Raw genomic sequence first — 19377 nt, forward strand, 5'->3', positions numbered from 1 at the left:
TCAAGGACCATGTCGTGGGAGAACACCGGGACGGGGGCTTCGCGCTGTCGACCGCCGAGGGCGGGGACGGCGAACTGGTGGCCCACGTGGCCGGCACGCTCGACGCCGCGCACGGCCCGCAGCTGCAGCGCGAGCTGCTGGAGACGCTGCGCCGGGCCCCGCACCGGCTGGTCGTCGACCTGTCGGAGGTCGTCTTCTTCGGCTCGGCCGGGGTGACCGCGCTGGTGTGGCTCAGCCAGCACCCCGAGGCCGAGGGCAAGCACGTGCGGGTGATCGCCACCAGCCGCATCGTCACCGGCCCGCTGGAGATGACCGGCCTGCTGCTGCGGCTGGACGTCTCGGGCATGCCGCCGGGGTCCGTGCCACCGGCCGATCCCACCGCGCCCGCCGTGCCGCCGTCGGATTGACTGGCTCCATGAGCAACCGCGAGAAGGCCGAGACCCTTGCCCGCCTGCACACCGACCCCGAGCTGCTGACCGTCGTCAACGTCTGGGACGTCATCAGCGCGACCGTCGTGGCCGACCTGGCCGGCACGAAGGCGCTGGCCACCGCCAGCCACTCGATCGCCGCCTCCTACGGCTACGCCGACGGCGAGCAGATCCCGGTCGACACGATGATCGAGGCCGTGGGCCGCATCGCCGCCGCCGTCGCGCAGCCGGTGTCGGCCGACCTCGAGGCCGGCTACGGCGACCCGGGTGAGACCACCCGCAAGGCCATCGGGGTCGGCGTCGTGGGCGCGAACCTCGAGGACCAGATGAAGCCGCTGGCGCAGGCCGTGGCCGCCGTCGAGGCCGTGGTGGCCGCGGGCGAGGCCGAGGGCGTGCCGTTCGTGCTCAACGCCCGCACCGACGCCTTCGTCAAGGCCGGCGACCGCCCGCGGGCCGACGTCGTCGCCGACGCGGTCGAGCGCGGCAAGGCCTTCCTCGAGGCCGGTGCCACCTGCGTGTTCGTGCCCGGCAAGCTCGACGAGCCCACCGTGGTGCAGCTGGTCGAGGGCATCGGCGAGCGCCGCGTCTCGGTCATCAACGTGCCCGGCTCGCTGCCCCAGGAACGGCTGCAGCAGCTCGGCGTCGCCCGGGTCTCGTTCGGCCCGTGGACCCAGCGCCTGGCGCTGACCGCGTTCGCCGACTTCGCGGTCTCGGCCATCCGCGGCGGCAACCTGCCCGACGGCGTCCGCCCGCTGAACTGACTCCCCCGCGCCGCCGGCCGGTCAGCCGGCGGCGCGGGCCAGGGCGGCGCAGAACTTCGCGTGGTCGTCGGCCGTCTCACGCAGGGGGTCCAGCACCTCGGCCCGCCCGACCTCGGAGACCGCCCGCTCCAGCCTGCGGCCGGCCCGCCTCGCCCGGCGCCGTGCCCGGACCCCGACCAGCGGGCGGGCCAGCACGGCCAGCAGCAGCCCGGCCAGCAGACCGCCCACCAGCAGCACCGTGGGCAGCGGGAGCCCCTCGACCCGGGGCAGCGGCACCACGTCGGCCAACTGCAGCCAGCCCAGCACGACCAGCAGGAGCAGCCAGAGCGCGCCGACCAGCGCCGCCGCGGTGACCACCCACTGCAGGGCCCCGACACCGCGCTGCCACAGCGGGGTGCGCTCGGACCCGAGGTCGGTTCCGGTCACGGCCTGGTCGAGGCGGTCGGCCAGGCGGTCGGTGTGCACCTCGACGGTGCGCCGCAGGTCGTCCGACCACGCCAGGGGCAGACCCTCGCCGGCGTCGTCGCGGACCCGCCGCACCGCCGTGGCCACCGCGGCCTGCTGCACCGACCCGGGGGTGGGCAGCGAGCTGCGGGCCGCCGCATCGCCCAGGTGCAGCCGGCGCAGCGGGTCGGGGCGCAGCTTGCCTGCCCACCGCACCACGGGCCAGCCGGTCGCCGCCGTGCCCGCCTTGACCGTCGAGCGCTCGACCGCCGACACCACCGCCGGCACCCCGGCCGCGGCCGCCAGCGCCCGGGTCAACCCCCGCTCGTCGGCCCGCACCTCCGACGTGGTGCCGCAGTGCACCTGCAGCGCCCGGGCCGCCCCGCGGACGTCGGCGGTCAGCCGCTCGGTGGCCGCCCGCCGCGCAGCCACCCGGTCGGCGAGCCCGGCCAGCAGCTCGGGCAGGCCGGCTCCGGTGCGGCCGCTGACGGTGAGCAGGGCGGCGTCGGCCAGGCCCTCGGCGTCCAGCAGCCCGCGCAGGTCGGCGCGGCAGGCCTCGAGGTCGGCCGCGGGCAGCCGGTCGGCCTGGTTGAGCACCACCAGGAGCGTGCCGGCGTGCCCGGCCAGCGGCCGCAGGTAGCGGTCGTGGACGGCGGCGTCGGCGTACTTCTCGGGGTCGAGCACCCACACCAGGACGTCGACCAGCTCGACCAGCCGGTCGACCTCCAGCCGGTGCTCGAGCCGCACGCTGTCGTGGTCGGGGAGGTCCAGCAGCACCAGGCCGTCCAGGGCGGGGTCGGCGTCGTGCCGGTGCCGGCGGGGCACCTCGAGCCAGTCGAGCAGGGCGTCCTGCGGCGGCCCCCAGACGGTCGCGTGGGCCACGCCGGTGGTCGGGCGGCGCACGCCCGGGGTGCTCACGTGGGCACCGGACAGCGCGTTGAACAGGGTGGACTTGCCGCTGCCGGTCGCCCCGGCCAGCGCCACCACCGTGGCCTCGCCCAGGGCCTGGCGGGCACCGGCCTTGGCCAGCAGCGTGCGCGCCCGGCCCACCTCGGGGACGGCCAGCCGCCCCTCGGCCAGCTCGACGGCCTCCCGCAACCCGGCCAGCCGGGTGGTCAGGTCAGCCACGTGCCCGGGCCGTCGCCTCGGCCGCCGCACGCACGGCGGCGACGTCCTCGGTGGAGGCGGTGCCGGCGAGCAGCTCGGTGAACCGGGCCCGCTCGGCGGCGAGCAGGGCCTCGGTGCGCTCGTCGAGGTCGCGGCGCGCCCGGTCGGCGAGCTGGCGCACGGCCGAGTCGCCGAACACGGCCTCCAGCACCCGCTGCCCCACGACCGTCGTGCCGCCGGCGACCGCGACCTCGGCACCCGACAGACCCGCGGTCTGCGCGAACACCGCGACCATCACCACGGCGCCGGCGCCGTTGACCCCCCACGACAGCACGCGGGCCCGGGTGCGCTTGCCCGCGCCCTCGCCGCGCACCAGCTCGAGCACCGCGCCCTGCCAGTCGCGCACCGTGCGGCCCGCGGCCTCGGTGAACCCGGGGCCCACGGTGGCCAGCTCGCGCTCCCGGCCGGCCACCAGCGCCGCACCGCCGGGCAGGGCCCGCCAGGCGGTGACGGTCTCCTCGGCCGCGGTCTCGGCGGCCGAGCGCAGCAGGTGCTCGACGCCGCTCTCGAGGGCCCCGGCGAGGTCCTCGGCCGGGGTGGTGCGGCCGGTGACCGCGGCGGTGACCCGGTCGCGCAGCCGCCCGATGCCGGCCTGCAGCGAGCGCATCCACTCACCGGTGCCCACGAACTCCTGCCAGCGGGCCAGCACCTCACCGCGCAGCAGGGTGCCGCTGCGCACGCCCTCGTCGACCGAGGCAGCCGCCCGTGCGGTGGCGGCGTCCGCGGCGGTCCGCAGCGCCGCGGCGGCCGCGACCTGCTCGTCCCCGGCCGCGGCGATGCCGGCGATGCGCTCGTCGAGGCTGGCCAGTGCGCCCGCCAGGGTCTGCCGCACCACCTCCGCCCGGGCACCGGCGTCCGCGGCCAGCCCGTGCAGCCAACCGCGCAGCGGGGCCACCTGCTCCTCGGGCAGGAGGCCGTCGCGCAGCGGCACCTCAGGCACCACCCACAGCCGCGCGGCGCCCAGCCCGGCGCGGGCCAGCATCCCGGTCAGGTCGGCGGCGATCTCCTCCGCCGCCTCCGGCGGCACCCGGTCCAGGACGACGGCCAACGCCGTCCCCCGGTCGGCGGCGGTGCGCAGCAGGTCCCACGGGACGGCGTCGGCGTAGCGGGCGGCCGTGGTGACGAACACCCACAGGTCGGCCGCGGCCAGCAGCTGCCCGGCCAGGTCGCGGTTGCTCTCCACCACGCTGTCGACGTCGGGGGCGTCGACCAGGGCGAGACCGGGCGGCAGGGCCGGGGTCACCGTCACCTGCACCGGCAGCACCCGGCCGTCGGCGAAGGTGCCGCGGTCGGCGGGGGCGCACACCAGCACGGGGGTGCGGGTGGTCGGGCGCAGCACGCCGGCCGTGCTCACCTGCTCGCCGAGCAGGCTGTTGACCAGCGTCGACTTGCCGGCGCCGGTCGAGCCGCCCACCACGGCCAGCAGCGGGGCGTCGAGGTCGCGCAGCCGGGGCAGCAGGTAGTCCTCGACCTGGTCGACGACCGAGCGCACGGCCCTGACCGCTCCGTCACGACCCGGCGTCGCGAGCCGCCAGGGCAGGGCGTCGACGCGGTCGCGGAGCCGGTCGAGCTCCTCGGGGAGGGTCACCGGGGAAGTCTCCCCCGGTTGCTCCCGCTGCGCGTCCGGACCGCGTCGGTCAGGATGGGTCCGACCGCGCCCCGCCGACGCACGAGAAGAGGACGCCACCCCGTGCACGCCGACTCCTCGTGGCCCCACGCGCCGGTCCCCGACATCCCCGGTGACGTCTGGCGCTGGCAGCTGCCCAGCGTGCACGACGCCTCCCGCGTGCGCATGGACCTCCGCGCCCGGCTCGCCCACCCCTCCCTGGCGTCGTCGTCCACCGAGGACGCCCGTGAGGGCCTGCTGCTCGCCTTCGAGGAGCTCGCGTCGAACGCACTGCGGCACGGCGGCGGGGCCGTCGAGGCGGTCATCGTGGCCACCCCGGGGTCCGGCTGGGTGCTGAGCCTGTCCGACGAGGCCGTCGACCGGCCGCCGGTGCCCGCCGTCGACCGCGACCCCGCCTTCGGCGGCATGGGGCTGCCGATGGTCGCGCAGCTCTCGGTCGAGCACGGCTACGCGATCGCGCACGACCGCAAGCACGTGTGGGCGCGGCTGGCCTCGGGCGTCCCGGCACCCGACGCCACCCCGGCCCCCCGGGGCAGCCTCGCCTGACCTGGGTCTTCGTCACCCGTCCGTGACACCCGGGGTCACGGTCGGTTAGCGTCGTGACGATGCGCCGCCGGTTGACCGTCCTCGTCGCCGGGGCAGTGGTGGCTCTCACCGCAGCGACGTCCCCCGCGTACGCCGCCCCCGTCGACGCCACCGCGGTCACCGCCGCGCAGGCCGAGGTCGACCGGGTCGCCGCCCTCGTGCGCGCCGCCGAGGACGAGCTGGCCCGCTCGACCGTGCTGGCCGAGGCGGCCGCCGACGCCGACCGGGCCGCCCAGGAGCAGCTGCTCGCCGCCCAGGTCGCGCAGGTCACCACCGCCGCGGCGCTGGCCCGGGCCCAGGCCGACACCGTCGCCGCCGAGGCCGACGTCGCCACCCTGGGCCGTGAGGCGTTCATGGGCCAGCAGGGGTTCGGCACCGCGCAGGTGCTGCTGGACTCGGGCAGCCCCGAGGAGGTGCTGCAGCGGGCCGCCACCCTGGCGCAGCTCGGCGAGGACCGTGCCCAGCGCTTGGACGCCGTGGAGCTCGTGCGCGACCAGGAGCAGGCGGCCGACACCGCGGCCCAGCAGGCGGTCGCCGAGCTGAGCACCGCGGCCTCCGCCGCCGCCGAGGCCGACACCGCCGCGCAGCAGCAGGTCGCCGCCGCGCAGCAGTCCTACGACGCCGTGGCCGCGCAGAAGGCCGGCCTCGACGCCCAGCTGCTCGCCGCGCAGACCGCGCTGCTGGAGGCCCAGGGCGTCGAGGACGCCGCCGCAGCGGCCCAGGCGGCCGCCGCCGAGGCGGTGGCCGAGGTCAGCGTGACGTCGGTGGGTGACGGCTCGCTGGTCGCCGGTCGGGTCACCTCCTGCTACGGCTCGCGCTGGGGCACCACGCACTACGGCGTCGACATCGCCGCCCCCATCGGCACCCCGATCTACGTCCCCGAGGGCGGTGTGGTGCTCGACGCCGGGCCGGCCAACGGGTTCGGGCAGGCCGTGTACGTGCAGCACCCCGACGGCGTCGTCTCCCTGTACGGGCACGTCGACACGTTCACCGTGCGGGCCGGGCAGGTCGTGTCCGCCGGCCAGCAGATCGCCACCGTGGGCAACCGCGGCCAGTCGACCGGTCCGCACGTGCACGTCGAGACGCACTACGGCGGCCTCTACGCCGACCGCCGCAACCCGGTGCCCTGGCTGACCTCGCACGGCATCTCCGTCGGCACCTGCGGCTGACGCCCCCCGCGCACCGAGCCACCTGCTGCGCTCCCACGCGGGTCTCCCAGCTCGATGACCCGCACCCCAGCGCACCCGCGAGGTGGGCGCGTCGCTGCGCCCGTCATCGGGGGCGATGAGCCGCATGCCGGCGCGGTGGCTCGCCGGGTGCGCACGCGGAGGTCATCGACCCGACGTTGCCGTGGACGTTGCATGCCGTCCGACCGTTTACCGCACCAGCGGATCGTGCGTCGCCAGCCGTCCGCACCGACGGAGATGATCACGGTTCACGGCCAGGTCGGCGCAACTTGTACGTGAACGGCCGTGACGCACACCACCCCTGGGCGTTGGACAGGTCGACGCTGTGCGCCCGCTCGACGACGGTGCGCAGCGCTCCGCCACCGACGACAGCTGACGAAGGAGTCACCTGTGAGCCTGGGAACGCCTGAGCACGACATCGCCGAACCCGCGCGCGAGCACAGCCGCCGCCGCTTCCTGACCTTCCTGGTGGCCGCACCCACCCTGGCCGTCGCCGCGCGCATCGGCGCCGACGGCCTCGCCCCGGCCTCGGCGCAGGCCGCCGTGCCGTCGCTGCCGGCCCCGGCGGAGATCCTGGACCTGGGCGACGCGCTGATCCTGGCGGCCGCCCCGACCGCGAACCTCATCGTGGTCACCGTCGACGAGACCGGCCGGGTCGGTCTGGCCCTGCCCCGCGCCGAGGTCGGGCAGGGCATCACCACCGCCGTGGGCATGCTGATCGCCGACGAGCTCGACGTCGGTCTGGACCAGGTCGACGTCACCCTCGCCGACGCCCGGCCCGAACTCGTGTTCAACCAGCTCACCGGCGGCTCGAACACGATCCGCAGCGTCTACGGCCCGGTGCGGGCGGCGGCCGCCCAGGCCCGCGCCCGGCTGCTCGCCGCGGCTGCCGCCCGCTGGGGCACCGCGCCGTCCGTCCTCTCCGTGTCCGCCGGTGTCGTCACCGGCCCCGGCGGGCGCAGCGCGACCTACGGCGAGCTCTCCGCCGCAGCCGCCGACCCCGGCCTGTCGGTCGTGCTGGCCACGCCCAAGCCCCCCTCGGCCGCCACCCTGGTCGGCACCCCCACCAACCGGGTCGACGCGCGACGCATGGTCACCGGGCAGATGGAGTACACGCTCGACCTCGACGTGGTGCCCGGCGCGCTGCCGACGATGGTGCGCCGCCCGCCGACGATCAACGGCACCGTGCGGTCGGTGCAGAACGAGGCCGCGGTGCGGGCGATGCCCGGCGTCGTCGACGTGGTCACCGTGGCGACCGGCGTGGCCGTGCTCGCCGAGACCTTCGGGCAGGCACTGGCCGGCAAGGAGGCCCTGGAGGTCACCTGGGGCCCGGGCACCGTCGACGGCGAGAGCAACGCGACGATCCAGCAGAAGCTGCGGGCGGCCACCCTGCCCTTCGTCGTCCCGCCGTTGCTGACCACCACGGTCGACGCCGAGTTCGACTTCGCGATGGTCAGCCACGCGCCGATGGAGACCAACTCGGCGATCGCCGACGTCCGGCGCGACCGGGCCGAGATCTGGTCGGGGCTGAAGTCGCCGATCGTCGCGCAGCAGACCATCGCCGCCGAGCTCGGCCTGCCCCAGTCGGCGGTCACCGTGCACGTCACCCAGGGCGGCGGCTCGTTCGGTCGCCGGCTGTTCTTCGACGCGGCCCTGGAGGCCGCGCGCATCTCGAAGGCGGCCGGCAAGCCGGTGAAGCTGATGTGGTCGCGGATCGACGACATGCGGCACGGGCGGGCCCGCGCGGCCAGCTTCCACCGCATCCGGGCGACCGTGGCCGCGGGCCAGGTGCTCACCTTCGAGCACCGGGTGGCCAGCGGCGAGACCGACACCAAGCACGGACTCGGCGAGATCCTCACCGCGGTCGCGGCCAGCCTGCCCGTCGGCGGGAACCTGAGCTTCGCCCAGACGATCTTCCTGACCACGGTGCACTCGCCCTACCAGCTCGGCGCGACCACGCACCTGCTGAACGAGGTGCCGCTGCAGATGCACACCGGCTCGTGGCGGTCGGTCTACTCGGCCAACACCCGGGGCGCCGAGGAGGTGCTCATCGACGAGATCGCCGCGAAGCTCGGCAAGGACCCGGTGACCTTCCGCCGCGAGTTCCTCAAGAGCGACCGGTTCCGCGCGGTGCTCGAGAAGGTGGTCACGGAGGGCCAGTGGGGCCGCTCGATGCCGCGCGGCACGGCCCAGGGCATCGCCTTCCACGCCGAGTACAAGTCGTGCACCGCGTGCCTGGTCGAGGTCGACGCCACCGACCCCCGTGCGCCGCGGGTCACCCGGGCCACCATCGCCGCCGACGTCGGCCGGGTGATCAACCCGCGCGGCCTGGAGTCCCAGCTGATCGGCGGGCTCACCGACGCCATCGGGACGACGTTCCGGGCCGGGTTGCACATCGACGCCGGCCTGCCGCTGGAGGGCAGCTACTCGCAGTTCCACTACACCCGCCAGGCCGAGAGCCCGCTGCGCACGTCGGTGTTCGTGGTGCCCTCGGACGGCGAACCGGGGGGTGCCGGCGAGCTCGGCGTCCCCGCGGCCGTCGGCGCGGTCGCCAACGCCTACGCCCGCGCGACCGGCACGAAGCCGCGCAGCTTCCCGATCAACTTCCCGGTCGACTTCGACCCCTTCCCCCGCTGAGCCAGGAGACGACCGCGATGCCGAACTACACCTTCCAGCTCAACGGCGAGACCGTCACCGTCGACGCCCCGGCCGATCTGCCGCTGCTGTGGGCGCTGCGCGACAAGCTGGGCGTCACCGGGCCGAAGTACGGCTGCGGGATCGACGTCTGCAAGGCCTGCACCAGCCACCTCGACGGCGCCGCGATCAACCCGTGCGTCACCCCCACCGCCGACGTGGCCGGCCGCGAGGTCACCACCATCGAGGGGCTGGCCGGCACCTGGTCCGACGACCCGGACGAGCTGCACCCCGTGCAGGAGGCCTGGCTCGAGCGCGACGTCGCCCAGTGCGGGTACTGCCAGCCGGGCCAGATCATGGCCGCGGTCGCGCTGCTGCGCCGGACGTCGAACCCGACGGACGCCGACATCGACGCGATCGAGAACGTCTGCCGGTGCGGCTCCTACAGCCGCATCCGGGAGGCGATCAAGGCCGCCGCCGCCCGCATGTGAGCTGCGGTGATCAGCTCAGCTGATCCGACTCCGTCCTGGCTCACCGGCGTCGGTGCGCCAGGACGGAGGCCGGTGGACGCAGCTGATCCACGCCGAGCGGGCCGTCAGCCGCGGGCGCTCCAGGCGGCCCACAGCCGGGCGTAGCCACCCCCGGCGGCGACCAGCTCGTCGTGCGTCCCCTGCTCGACCACCCGCCCGGCGGCCAGCACCACCACCCGGTCGGCGCGGGCGGCCTGGCTGAGCCGGTGGGCCACCACCAGCGTGGTGCGGCCGCGCACGGCGGCGTCGGCGGACTCCTCGAGGTCCCGGGCCCCTGCGCTGCCGGCCTCCGCCGTCGCCTCGTCCAGGACGGCAACAGGCGGGTCGGCCAGCACCAACCGGGCCAGGGCGAGCTGCTGGGCCTGGGGGGCGGTGAGCTCGCGGCCGCCCTCGCCGACCAGCGTGCCCAGCCCCATCGCGACCGCCCAGCCCGCACCGACGGTCTCCAGCGCCGCGGTCACCTCGGCGTCGGTGGCGTCGGGGCAGGCCAGCCGCACGTCGTCGGCGAGGGTGCCGGCGAAGACGTGCACCTCCTGGCTGACCAGACCCACGTGCGCCCGCAGGTCCTCGACGGGTGCGCCGTCCAGGAGCACCCGGCCCGCAGACGGTTCGAGGGCCCCGGCCAGCACCCCGGCCAGGGTGGTCTTGCCCGCGCCCGAGGCCCCGACCAGCGCCGTGTGCTCCCCGGGGGCCAGCACGAGGTCGACGTCGTCGAGCACGGCCGGCCCGCCGTAGCTGTGCCGGATCCCGCGCAGCTCGACGGCCGGGCGGGTGGTCGAGCGGGCCCGGGCCGCCGGGGGGACGTCGGGCAGGTCGGCGACCCCGACCATGCGCACCAGCGACGCCCCGGCGGACTGGATGTCGTCGAAGGTGAACAGCAGCAGGCCCAGCGGCCCGAACAGGCGGTGGAACAGCAGCGCCGCCGTCGTCACCGCACCGACCGTCACGGTGTCGGCGCGCACGAGCACGAACCCGACCGCGAGGACGGCGGCCAGGCCCACGTACTCGGCGCGGTTGGTCCGCCACCCGAAGTCGGTGTAGAGCCGGAAGACGTCGAGGGTGATCGACAGCGACCGGGCCGACCGGTCGTCGACCACCGCGCGGTGCCGGGCCTCGTCGGCGTAGGCGTGCACGGTGTCGGCGCCCTGCACCGAGCTGACCAGGGCCTGCGACCGCTCGCCCATCGCGACGCGCTCGGCGGCGTACCGGGGGCCCGACCGCGGCAGGTACCAGCGCAGGGCGGCGACGTAGAGCGGGAGGGCCACGAGCCCGGCCAGGGCCAACCGCCAGTCCAGGGCCCCCAGCCCCAGCAGGGTGAGCAGCACCGTGAGCCCGGCGCCGACCACCTGCGGCAGCCCGCTGGTCACGGCCTCGGCCACCTTGGCGACGTCGTCGGCGACCCGCGAGAGCAGGTCACCGCCGCGCACCCGGTCCAGCGTCGCCGAGGGCAGGTGCAGCGCCCGGTCGACCACGCGCTCGCGCAGCCGGGCCAGCACGGTCTCCCCGAGCCGCGCCATGAGCACGACGGAGACCCCGGTGAGGACGGCGGTCAGCAGCGCCGCGGCCAGCAGCGCGACCAGGAACGGCCCGATCGAGCCCTCCTGCCGGTCGACGGCGTCGACGAGGCGGCCCAGCACCGCGGGGGCGACCAGCCCGGACGCCGCGGCGGCGACGGCGGAGAGCAGCGTGACCGCGGTCGCGACGGGGCGGGTACGGAGGACGTCCCACACCACACGGCCGGCGCGCCGTCCGGTCGAGACGGGCAGCAGCTGGTCGCTCACCGCAGCACCGCCGCGGCGTAGTCCGGACGGCCGGCGAGCTCGTGGTGGGGGCCCTCGGCGACGACCGCGCCCTCGCGCAGCACCACCACCCGGTCGCAGCGGCCCAGCAGCGCCGGGCTGCTGGTGACCAGCACGGTCGTGCGGCCCGCGCGCAACCGCGCCAGCCCGGCGGCGATCTCGCCCTCCGTCACCGCGTCCACCGCGGTGGTCGGGTCGTGCAGCACCAGCACGTCGGGCCCGCGCAGCAGCGCCCGGGCCAGCCCCACCCGCTGCCGCTGCCCACCCGACAGCGAGCGCCCGCGGTCGGCGACGGCCAGCTCGAGGTCGGCGAGGTCGGCCGCCCCCGCCGCGGTCAGGCTCGTGCGCAAGGCTGCTTCGTCCGCCGCACCCGCCGGGTCGACGGCGGTGCGCAGGGTGCCCTCGAACAGCACGACGGCGTGCGGCTCGACCAGCACCCGCGCCCGGACGGCGGCGGGGTCGAGCCCGGCGACGTCCTGCCCGTCCAGCAGCAGCTCCCCGGGCAGGGCGGCGCGCCGACCACCGAGCAGGGCGACCAGGGCCTCGGCGTCGGCCGGGTCGGTGGTCACCACCCCGGTCGTGCGGCCCGGTTCCACGTGGAACCCGAGCGCGGGCAGCTCGAGGCGGCCCGGGCCCGGCAGCGGGGGCACCCCGGTCGGGTGCAGCGGCTCGGCGGCCAGGACCCCGACCACCCGGGCCGCGGACGCGCGCGCCTCGGCGACCTTCTGGCCGGCGAACCCGAGCAGCCCGACCGGCTCGGCGAGGAACTGGGCCAGCCCCACGACGGTGACCAGCTGGCCGACGGTCATCGCGCCGTCGAGGGCGAGCGCCCCGGCGACCCCGGCCACGGCCAGCAGGAACAGCCCGCTGCCCAGCACGGTGGCCCCGCGGTAGGTGCCGACGGCGCCGGCGGCCCGCAGCGTCGAGGCCAACGCGGCGGCGCTGGTGCGGCGGTAGCGCTCGGTGGCGGCGTCCTCGGCGCCGATGCCGCGCAGCACGCGCGTGCCGCGCACGAGGTCGGTGGCCAGCCCGGCGGTGCGGGCGACGTCCTCCTGCTGGGTGGCGGTGCGCCGGGTGAGCCAGGGCGACAGCAGCTGCAGCAGACCCACGAGCAGGGGCGCACCGAGCAGCACGCCGATGCCCAGCGGCACGCTGATGGTGAGCAGCCCGACCGCCGAGACCGCCAGCGCCGTCGTCCCGGCGACCACCAGCGAGGCCGCCTCCACCACCCGGCCGACCCGTTCGGCGTCGTTGGTCGCGATGCTCAGCAGCTCGCCGGTGGGCGGGGTGCCGCGCAGCCCGTGCGGGTCGAGCACCCGGGCGGCCACCTCGACCCGCAGCTGGTGGGTCTCGGTGAACCAGCCGGCGACCACGTGCCGCGCGCCGAACCGGTAGGCCTGCGACAGGACCACGAACAGCACCGCCGTCGCGCCCAGCGAGGCCAGCAGGGCCGGCACCGAGCCCGTGCTCACCGCACGGTCGATGGTCACGCCGATGGCGACGGGCACCAGCGCCTCGCACGCCTGGTGCAGCGAGAGCAGCAGGGTCGCCGCGCCGAGCTGCCGGGGGTGCCGGTGCAGTGCGCGACGCAGCAGGCCGGTCGCGGTGGTGGGGTGCCCGTTCATGAGTGAGGGCACCCTAACCCAGCCCGGTGGTGGCCTCAGGCCCGCGTGCGGCGGTGCCCCCGGCGCTGCACGCGACCGACCACGCGCTGCACCCGGTTCGGCGTCTGCTCGGGGTCCAGCAGCTCGGTGTCGGCCAGCAGGGTGTCGATGATGCCCTGGCGCGGGGGCTGGAAGGGCTGCAGCGAGCGGCCCTCGTCGCGGCGCAGGTGCTCGACCGCCCCGATGAGCGAACCGTCGTGGGCGGCCACGGCGGCGGCGACGTCCTCGGCCCGCACCCCGAGGTGCTCGGCCAGCAGCCGGTCGCGCATGCCCAGCACCGCCGCGGCGACCTCGGCGCGGTCGGCGTGGTCGGCGCCGGCCTCGATGGTGAGGTCGCACTCGGTGTCCAGCCCCATCGAGCGGTTGTTCAGGTTCGACGAGCCGATGCGCAGCAGCCGGTCGTCGACGACGCAGACCTTGGCGTGCACGTAGATCGGCGCGCGCTGCTCGGTGACCGGCACGTAGATGCGGAAGCGGTCGTGCACGTCGGCCCCGCGCACCATGCCCAGCAGCTTGGCCCGGGCGGTGCCCATGGCCTTCTCCTCGAGCCAGCCGTCGGCGGTCTCGGGGTTGACCACCACGAACTCGGGGCCGTCCTCCTCGCCCAGCCGCGCGGCGATGGCCTCGGCGACGCGGCGGTTGGCGAAGTACTGGCTCTCGATGTAGACCGCCGTGGTCGCGCTCGCGACCATCGCCAGCCAGAGGTCCTCGATCTCGTGCACCAGCTCCCACTCGCGGTGCTGCGGCCGGGTGCGCGAGATGGCCACGTCGACGTCGTGCAGCAGCACCGGCACCTGCTCGGGCCAGCAGTGCTCGACGTCCTCGACCGGGTCCAGCTGCTCACCGGTGCCCGCGGCCCACCGCCGGCGGGCCAGCTCGCCGAGGGCCTTGGCCGCCGGTCCGGACACCAGGCTGGTGACGTCGTGCCAGGGCTGCGTGGTGCGCGGAGAGCGCGGCCGGTGCCGGTGCCGGTTGCGGTCGAGGTGCTCGGAGGTGTCCCAGCGGTCTGCGGTGACGTCGATGCCGCCGGCGAAGGCCAGGCAGTCGTCGACGACGACGATCTTCTGGTGGTGCGCCCCGCCGAGGGGGTGGAAGGCGTCGACCTTCATCTGGAACCGGTCGGGGGTGCGCCGGTTCAGCAGCACGATCGGCGCCAGCCCGCGGCCGAGGGCCTCGAGCATGCCGAGGTCCCACTGCAGCACCCCGACGAAGAGGTCGGGGTTGGCCTCGACCGCGGCCTCGAGCACCCGGCCCACGCGGTCGTCGCGGCCCCGGCCCGGGGAGCGCGGGTCCAGCCGGATGCGGGGGTCGAAGTCCCACCCGATGAACAGCACCTGCCGCTTCGCCTGCAGCACGACCTGCTTGAGGGTGGCGAAGTAGTCGGCGGCGTCGACGAACACCGCGTGCTGGGTGGCCCGCTCGATGCGCCAGACCGTCTCGCCGGGCACCAGCACGCTGCCCGGCGCCGGGGCCGGGTCGACCGGCTCGTGGACGCTGGGGACGGCGGCGGCGAACCCGCCGGTCTCCGGATCGGTCTCGGGGTCGGTGGTGGTCACGGGTGCTTGGTGGCGTAGGCGGCCGCGGCGTCGCGCAGGCTCTTGGTCGGGCGCAGCCAGGCGCCGTCGACCGGCAGCGAGTCCAGCCGCACCCGGTCCAGCGGGGCGGCGAAGGCACCGGGGACGTCCTCGATGTCGACGAAGCGCAGCAGCTCCGAGGAACTGGCGTAGCCGGCCACCTCGGAGAACGCCACGACGACGACCTCGGTGCCGGCACGGGCCAGCTCCTCCAGCGGCTCGGCGAAGTTGCGGCCGTCGCCGGAGAACACGACCAACCGGCGCAGCTGGTGGCTGTGCGCGCGCACCTCGATGTGGTCGAGCATCGACTGGTCGATGTCGTCGTCGGGGCGGCTCTTGGGGCGGGCGAAGACCGAGTAGCCGAAGCTGCGCAGCGCCTCGACCCAGCCGCGCAGCGTGGTGACGTGCTGCGGCGGCACGTTCGCGAAGACGCACGCCTCGACGTCGTCGGCGTCGGCCCCGCCGACGAACCAGGCGGCGATGGCGTCGAATCGCGGCCGGGAGGCCGCGGTGGGGCGGGCGCCGATGACCGTCGCCAGCGTCATGTCGATGTTCGGGGCGTCCCAGACCAGCAGGTCCAGCGAGGGGCGGCCGTCCGGGCCGCGGTCGTCCGCGGGCGACCAGGCGGGTTCGGCGTCGGTGCTCACGGGCGCGCTCACCGGGCCAGTGTGCCCCGTCGGGTCCGGGTCCGGTGACCAGGTGCGGACGTCGGCCACCCGCGAGGGTGGTCCGGCAGGGGACGTCGCCCGCCGCGAGCGACGTCGACCGGAGGGCTCCACCCGGTCCATGGTGGCAGCCCCGCACGCACGGCGAGCGGGTGGTCGCGCACGGTTCTTCATTGACATCTCATAGAGTTCCGGGACGAAGCGGAACCGAACGGGACGAGGTACAGGCATGCAGTCGTCACGGCGCGACCGCAAGCGCGAGCAGACTCGCCAGCACATCCTGGCCGAGGCCCGCCGGTTGTTCCTGGCCCAGGGCTTCGAGCGCACCACCGTGCTGCAGATCGCCGAGGCCGCGGACGTCGCCGTCCAGACGGTGTTCAACCACGCCCCCAGCAAGGAGGCGCTGTTCTTCCTGGGCCGCATCCCGTACCTGGAGGCCATGACCCGCCCGGTGGACCCGACGGGTGACCGCACGGCGGCCGAGGTGCTCGTCGCGCAGCTGGCCGAGCAGACCCTGGGCTACCTGCGCTCGCTGGAGGACCCGGACAACCTGGCCATGGCCGCGCAGGTCGACTCCTCCCCCGCGCTGGCGCAGTACGAGCGCACCCTGCTGGCGCACTCGGAGGGCGACCTGGCGGCGGTGCTCGAGGAGCAGGTGCCCGGCGTCGACGGCTGGCTGGCCGCGGCCCTGCTGGTGGCCATCACCCGCACCCACGCCTACGTGCAACGGCGCCGCATCATCGGGGGCACCCCGCCGGCCGAGGTCCTGGCCAGCCTCGAGCGCGACCTGCCCCGGCACCTGAACGCGGTGCTCGAGGTGGCCACCCGCGCCGAGCCCGACCTCGCCGACCTGCCCGACACGATGCGGGTCATCGCCGAGACCTGACGAGCGGAGCCTGACAGGCTGGGGCGGTGGAGACCACCAGCAGCCGTGAGGTGTACCGCAACCCCTGGACCGTCGTCCGCGAGGACACCCTGCGCCTGACCGACGGCAGCGCGGGCCTGTACGGGGTGGTGGTGCGCCCGGACTACGGGTTGGTGATCCCCGCCCAGGACGACGGGTTCTGGCTGGTCGAGCAGTACCGGCACCCCGTCGGCCGGCGCTGCTGGGAGTTCCCGCAGGGCAGCTGGCCGGCGGGCCACTCCGGCACCGCCGAGGACCTCGCCCGCGCCGAGCTGGCCGAGGAGACCGGCTTCCGGGCCGGTCGGCTGCGCCACCTGGGCCGCCTCGACGACGCCCCGGGGCTGTCCACGCAGTGCTTCGACGTCTGGCTGGCCACCGAACTGACGCCGGGGCCGGCGGCGCGCGAGGCCAGCGAGGCCGACATGGTGCAGGCCTTCGTGCCCGAGACCGAGCTGGTCGCCCGCATCCGGGACGGCGGGATCACCGACGCCTCGACGCTGGCCGCCTACGCGTTGCTGCTGCTGGACCGGGCCTGACGCTCAGGCACGGCGGGCGGGCCACCGGCGGGGTTGCCGGCGGTGGAACGCTTCGGGACGGCGCGGACGCCACTCGGCCCGGGCGAGCGCGTACTCGACCTCGCCGAACTCGGCGCCGGTGATCGGGGCGGTGCGGTCGTCCATGTAGGTCTGCCGCCAGGTCAGGCCGACCTTCTCCATGACACGGCGGCTGCCGGCGTTGACCGCGAGCGTGGTGGCCACGACCTCGTCGACGTCCGTGCCGGTGAACGCGGCGTCGACCAGAACGCGGGCCCCCTCGGTGGCCAGCCCCCGGCCCCACGCCGACCGGCGCAGCCGGTAGCCCAGCTCGACCGCGGCGATGGTCTCGGTGACCATCGGCCGCAGCTCGAACCAGCCGACGAAGGCGTCGGTCGCCCGGTCCTCGGCGGCCCAGTAGCCCAGCGGCAGCGGGCCGTGGTCGGCCAGCAGCCGGGGCAGGTCGCGGTGCCGCACGCGGGCCGGCGGCACGGGCCGGCCGGTGCCCAGGTGGCGCATGACCTCGGGGTCGCCGTGCAGCTCGACCACGGCGTCGCCGTCGGCGGGCCGGATGGGGCGCAGCCGCAGCCGCGGGGTGACCAGGGGTGGCACGACCTCCTGCCGGCCCGGGCCGGGCACGGCACGCGGAGCGGCCAGCCGCCGCCTGAGGTCGATCGCCATCTCCCCCACGCTAGCCTCTCCGCCCCGCACGGTGGGTCACCGCCGGTGTGCCCGCCGTGTCGGAACGCCGCCGTTCAGCGCCACCGGCGCCACCAGGACCGTCGCGCCGGGGGCTCCGGCGCGGGCGGCACCTCGACCGGGGCCGGCCGGTCGGCCCACCACTCGGCCACCCGTTCCTCCTCGTCGTGCATGCGCACCACCAGCGGCGGGCCGTCCAGCGGCTGCCGCCAGGCGGCGGCCACGCGGTCGTTGAACTCCCGGACGGCGGCGCGCACCCGGTCCTCGCTGGTCAGTGCGGCCAGCCGGCGGGGCAGGTCGTCGCGCTCGCGGCCCAGGGCCAGCGACGGCGGCAGGAACGAGGCGTCGGGCTCCTGCCGGCGGGCCCAGGCCAGCGCCCAGGCGTAGGTGTCCTCGGGGCCGTCGCGCTTCGGGAGGGGCTTGCCGGCGCCGGGCAGGTCGGCGAAGTCGCCGCGCTCGTCCGCCGTCCGGATCTGGTGCTCGACCCAGGTCTCGAAGGCCATGCCCTCGGGCTTGCGCTGCGTCACCCCACCGATCGTCCCAGCGTCAGACCGGCGCGACCACCGCCCGGTCGACGATCTCGGCGACCGCGGTGCCGGCCGGCAGGGTGCCCAGCACGCTTCCCCAGTCGCCGGCCAGCCGCGTGGCGCAGAAGGCGTCGGCCACCGCCCCGGGGGCGTGCTGCAGCAACAGCGAGCCCTGCAGGCACAGGGCCAGCTGGCCGGCCACCCGCCGCGCACGCAGCGGCAGGTCGGCGGGGTCGGCCAGCTCGGCCCGCAGGCGGGCGACCGCGGCGTCGAACCGGTCGTCGGCGCCGGCGGCGGCCTCGACCTCGGCCAGGACGGCGGCCACGGAGGCGGAGTCGCGCTCCATCGCCCGCAGCACGTCGAGGGCGATGACGTTGCCGCTGCCCTCCCAGATCGAGTTCAGCGGCGACTGCCGGTACAGCCGGGGCAGCACCGACTCCTCGACGTAGCCGTTGCCGCCGAGCACCTCGAGCGCCTCGGCGACCACGGCCGGGGTGCGCTTGCAGACGAAGAACTTGCCCGCCGCGCCGGCCAGCCGCAGGAAGTCGGTCTCGCCGGCGTCCTGCGCGGCGGCGAGCCTGATCGCCAGCGCGGTGGCCGCCTCGCTCTCGACCGCGACGTCGGCGAGCACGTTCTGCATGAGCGGCTGGTCGACGAGCCGGGCGCCGAAGGCCGAGCGGTGCCGGGCGTGGTGCAGCGCCTGCGTCAGCGCCGCCCGCACGGTGGACGCCGATCCCAGCACGCAGTCCAGCCGGGTGGTGGTGACCATCTCGAGGATCGCCCGCACACCCCGGCCGGGTTCGCCGACCAGCCAGCCCACGGTGCGGTCGAACTCGACCTCGGACGAGGCGTTCGAGCGGTCGCCGAGCTTGTCCTTGAGCCGCTGCAGCCGGAACACGTTGCGCTCGCCGTCGGGCAGCATGCGCGGCACCAGGAAGCAGGAGACGCCCTCCTCGGTCTGCGCCAGCACCAGGAAGACGTCGCTCATCGGCGCCGAGGTGAACCACTTGTGCCCGGTCAGGTGGTACGTGCCGTCGATGCGGGCCACGGCCTTCGTCGTGCCGGCCCGCACGTCGGAGCCGCCCTGCTTCTCGGTCATGCCCATGCCGGCGACCAGCCCGGCCTTGGCGCGCGGGTCGGCCAGGCCGACCTCGTAGGACGTCGAGGTCAGGCCCGCCTCGAACACCACCGCCAGCTCCGGCGCCCGGCGCAGGGCGGGGACGGCGGCGTAGGTCATGGTCACCGGGCAGCCGTGCCCGGCCTCGACCTGCGTCCAGCCCAGGTAGCCCACCGCACGGCGCACGTGGGCGTGCGCGTCGCCGGCCTCGGCGAGGGCCCACGGGGTGCCGGCCAGCCCGTGGCCCACGGCAGCGCTCATCAGCTCGTGCCAGGCGGGGTGGAACTCCACCTCGTCGATGCGGTGACCGGTGCGGTCGTGGGTGCGCAGCCGCGGCGGGTTCTCGTTCGCCAGCCGGCCCCACTCGGCGGCCTGCTCGCTGCCGGCCAGGGCGCCGAGGTCCTCGAGGGAGTCCAGGGTGAGCTCGTCGGCGTGCCGCAGGCAGGCCTCGACCAGCGCGGTGTCCCCGGCGATCGGGTCGTGCCCGACGAGCGGCGGCACCTGGTTGGTCACCGTGTGGGTCGCGTTCACC

17 protein-coding genes are annotated in these 19377 nt (G+C 76.0%); 8 read left to right on the forward strand and 9 right to left on the reverse strand.

Annotated features, from left to right (window positions below):
• Nucleotides 1-14: 14 nt before the first annotated feature.
• Both BLP29_RS18290 and BLP29_RS18295 read left to right on the forward strand, forming a co-directional pair.
• Nucleotides 15-407, forward strand: a complete 393-nt coding sequence (locus BLP29_RS18290; RefSeq protein WP_165839443.1) for an STAS domain-containing protein — start codon at nt 15-17, stop codon at nt 405-407.
• Between the two features lie 8 nt (nt 408-415).
• Nucleotides 416-1189, forward strand: a complete 774-nt coding sequence (locus tag BLP29_RS18295) for an isocitrate lyase/PEP mutase family protein (RefSeq protein ID WP_092807226.1) — start codon at nt 416-418, stop codon at nt 1187-1189.
• 21 nt (nt 1190-1210) lie between these two features.
• Here BLP29_RS18295 and BLP29_RS18300 read toward each other — a convergent pair whose 3' ends face one another.
• Together BLP29_RS18300 and BLP29_RS18305 are read right to left on the reverse strand one after the other, a co-directional pair.
• Entirely contained in the window at nt 1211-2761 is a 1551-nt protein-coding gene (locus BLP29_RS18300; protein WP_092807506.1) for a GTPase, read from the reverse strand.
• The gene (locus tag BLP29_RS18305) at nt 2754-4388 is read right to left on the reverse strand and encodes a GTPase domain-containing protein (protein ID WP_165839444.1); all 1635 of its coding nucleotides are present in this window, start codon (nt 4386-4388) and stop codon (nt 2754-2756) included. The genes BLP29_RS18300 and BLP29_RS18305 overlap by 8 nt, the downstream gene beginning before the upstream one ends.
• A gap of 102 nt (nt 4389-4490) precedes the next feature.
• Here BLP29_RS18305 and BLP29_RS18310 point away from each other — a divergent pair, with 102 nt between their 5' ends.
• The 4 genes from BLP29_RS18310 (at nt 4491) to BLP29_RS18325 (ending at nt 9324) form a co-directional block, all read left to right on the forward strand.
• Nucleotides 4491-4973 carry an ATP-binding protein gene (locus tag BLP29_RS18310; RefSeq protein WP_092807228.1) on the forward strand — a complete coding sequence of 161 codons (483 nt, stop codon included), beginning with the start codon at nt 4491-4493 and terminating at the stop codon, nt 4971-4973.
• 59 nt (nt 4974-5032) lie between these two features.
• Nucleotides 5033-6181 (forward strand): M23 family metallopeptidase, encoded by a 1149-nt coding sequence (locus BLP29_RS18315; protein WP_092807230.1) that lies wholly within the window; start codon nt 5033-5035, stop codon nt 6179-6181.
• Nucleotides 6182-6589: 408 nt separating this feature from the next.
• Entirely contained in the window at nt 6590-8836 is a 2247-nt protein-coding gene (locus BLP29_RS18320) for a xanthine dehydrogenase family protein molybdopterin-binding subunit (RefSeq protein ID WP_165839445.1), read from the forward strand.
• A gap of 17 nt (nt 8837-8853) precedes the next feature.
• Nucleotides 8854-9324, forward strand: a complete 471-nt coding sequence (locus BLP29_RS18325; protein ID WP_092807232.1) for a (2Fe-2S)-binding protein — start codon at nt 8854-8856, stop codon at nt 9322-9324.
• A 104-nt stretch (nt 9325-9428) separates the two neighbouring features.
• On the opposite strand, the gene BLP29_RS18330 is transcribed toward BLP29_RS18325, so the two are convergent.
• From BLP29_RS18330 to BLP29_RS18345, 4 genes are read right to left on the reverse strand one after another with little or no spacing between them, the layout of a single operon-like run.
• The gene (locus BLP29_RS18330) at nt 9429-11144 is read right to left on the reverse strand and encodes an ABC transporter ATP-binding protein (RefSeq protein ID WP_092807234.1); all 1716 of its coding nucleotides are present in this window, start codon (nt 11142-11144) and stop codon (nt 9429-9431) included.
• The gene (locus tag BLP29_RS18335; RefSeq protein ID WP_092807236.1) at nt 11141-12787 is read right to left on the reverse strand and encodes an ABC transporter ATP-binding protein; all 1647 of its coding nucleotides are present in this window, start codon (nt 12785-12787) and stop codon (nt 11141-11143) included. The genes BLP29_RS18330 and BLP29_RS18335 overlap by 4 nt, the downstream gene beginning before the upstream one ends.
• Nucleotides 12788-12822: 35 nt before the next feature.
• Complete coding sequence (locus BLP29_RS18340) at nt 12823-14382, reverse strand: phospholipase D-like domain-containing protein (protein WP_207798590.1); 1560 nt, start codon at nt 14380-14382, stop codon at nt 12823-12825.
• On the reverse strand, nt 14379-15059 hold the full coding sequence (locus BLP29_RS18345; RefSeq protein ID WP_243470080.1) for an NYN domain-containing protein: 681 nt from the start codon (nt 15057-15059) through the stop codon (nt 14379-14381). Before BLP29_RS18345 ends, BLP29_RS18340 begins: the two co-directional genes overlap by 4 nt.
• 235 nt (nt 15060-15294) lie before the next feature.
• Between BLP29_RS18345 and BLP29_RS20780 the strand changes: the two genes are divergently transcribed.
• A complete protein-coding gene (locus tag BLP29_RS20780; RefSeq protein ID WP_133379279.1) occupies nt 15295-15951 on the forward strand; it encodes a TetR/AcrR family transcriptional regulator in 657 nt (218 codons plus the stop codon).
• A 26-nt stretch (nt 15952-15977) separates the two neighbouring features.
• On the forward strand, nt 15978-16505 hold the full coding sequence (locus BLP29_RS18355) for an NUDIX domain-containing protein (protein ID WP_092807240.1): 528 nt from the start codon (nt 15978-15980) through the stop codon (nt 16503-16505).
• 3 nt (nt 16506-16508) lie between these two features.
• On the opposite strand, the gene BLP29_RS18360 is transcribed toward BLP29_RS18355, so the two are convergent.
• The 3 genes from BLP29_RS18360 to BLP29_RS18370 all read right to left on the reverse strand — a co-directional run bounded on the left by BLP29_RS18360 (nt 16509) and on the right by BLP29_RS18370 (nt 19376).
• Nucleotides 16509-17183 (reverse strand): GNAT family N-acetyltransferase, encoded by a 675-nt coding sequence (locus BLP29_RS18360; protein WP_092807514.1) that lies wholly within the window; start codon nt 17181-17183, stop codon nt 16509-16511.
• Nucleotides 17184-17257: 74 nt separating this feature from the next.
• On the reverse strand, nt 17258-17728 hold the full coding sequence (locus BLP29_RS18365) for a DnaJ family domain-containing protein (protein WP_092807242.1): 471 nt from the start codon (nt 17726-17728) through the stop codon (nt 17258-17260).
• Between the two features lie 19 nt (nt 17729-17747).
• A complete protein-coding gene (locus tag BLP29_RS18370; RefSeq protein WP_092807243.1) occupies nt 17748-19376 on the reverse strand; it encodes an acyl-CoA dehydrogenase family protein in 1629 nt (542 codons plus the stop codon).
• Nucleotide 19377: the final 1 nt, after the last annotated feature.

It is taken from the genome of Klenkia marina (assembly GCF_900101025.1).
GTDB lineage: Bacteria > Actinomycetota > Actinomycetes > Mycobacteriales > Geodermatophilaceae > Klenkia > Klenkia marina.

Coding starts and splice junctions, on each gene's coding strand:
- BLP29_RS18315 (WP_092807230.1), top strand. CDS start 5,033: ATGCGCCGCCGGTTGACCGTCCTCGTCGCCGGGGCAGTGGTGGCTCTC.
- BLP29_RS20780 (WP_133379279.1), top strand. CDS start 15,295: ATGCAGTCGTCACGGCGCGACCGCAAGCGCGAGCAGACTCGCCAGCAC.
- BLP29_RS18360 (WP_092807514.1), bottom strand. CDS start 17,183: ATGGCGATCGACCTCAGGCGGCGGCTGGCCGCTCCGCGTGCCGTGCCC.
- BLP29_RS18335 (WP_092807236.1), bottom strand. CDS start 12,787: ATGAACGGGCACCCCACCACCGCGACCGGCCTGCTGCGTCGCGCACTG.
- BLP29_RS18295 (WP_092807226.1), top strand. CDS start 416: ATGAGCAACCGCGAGAAGGCCGAGACCCTTGCCCGCCTGCACACCGAC.
- BLP29_RS18325 (WP_092807232.1), top strand. CDS start 8,854: ATGCCGAACTACACCTTCCAGCTCAACGGCGAGACCGTCACCGTCGAC.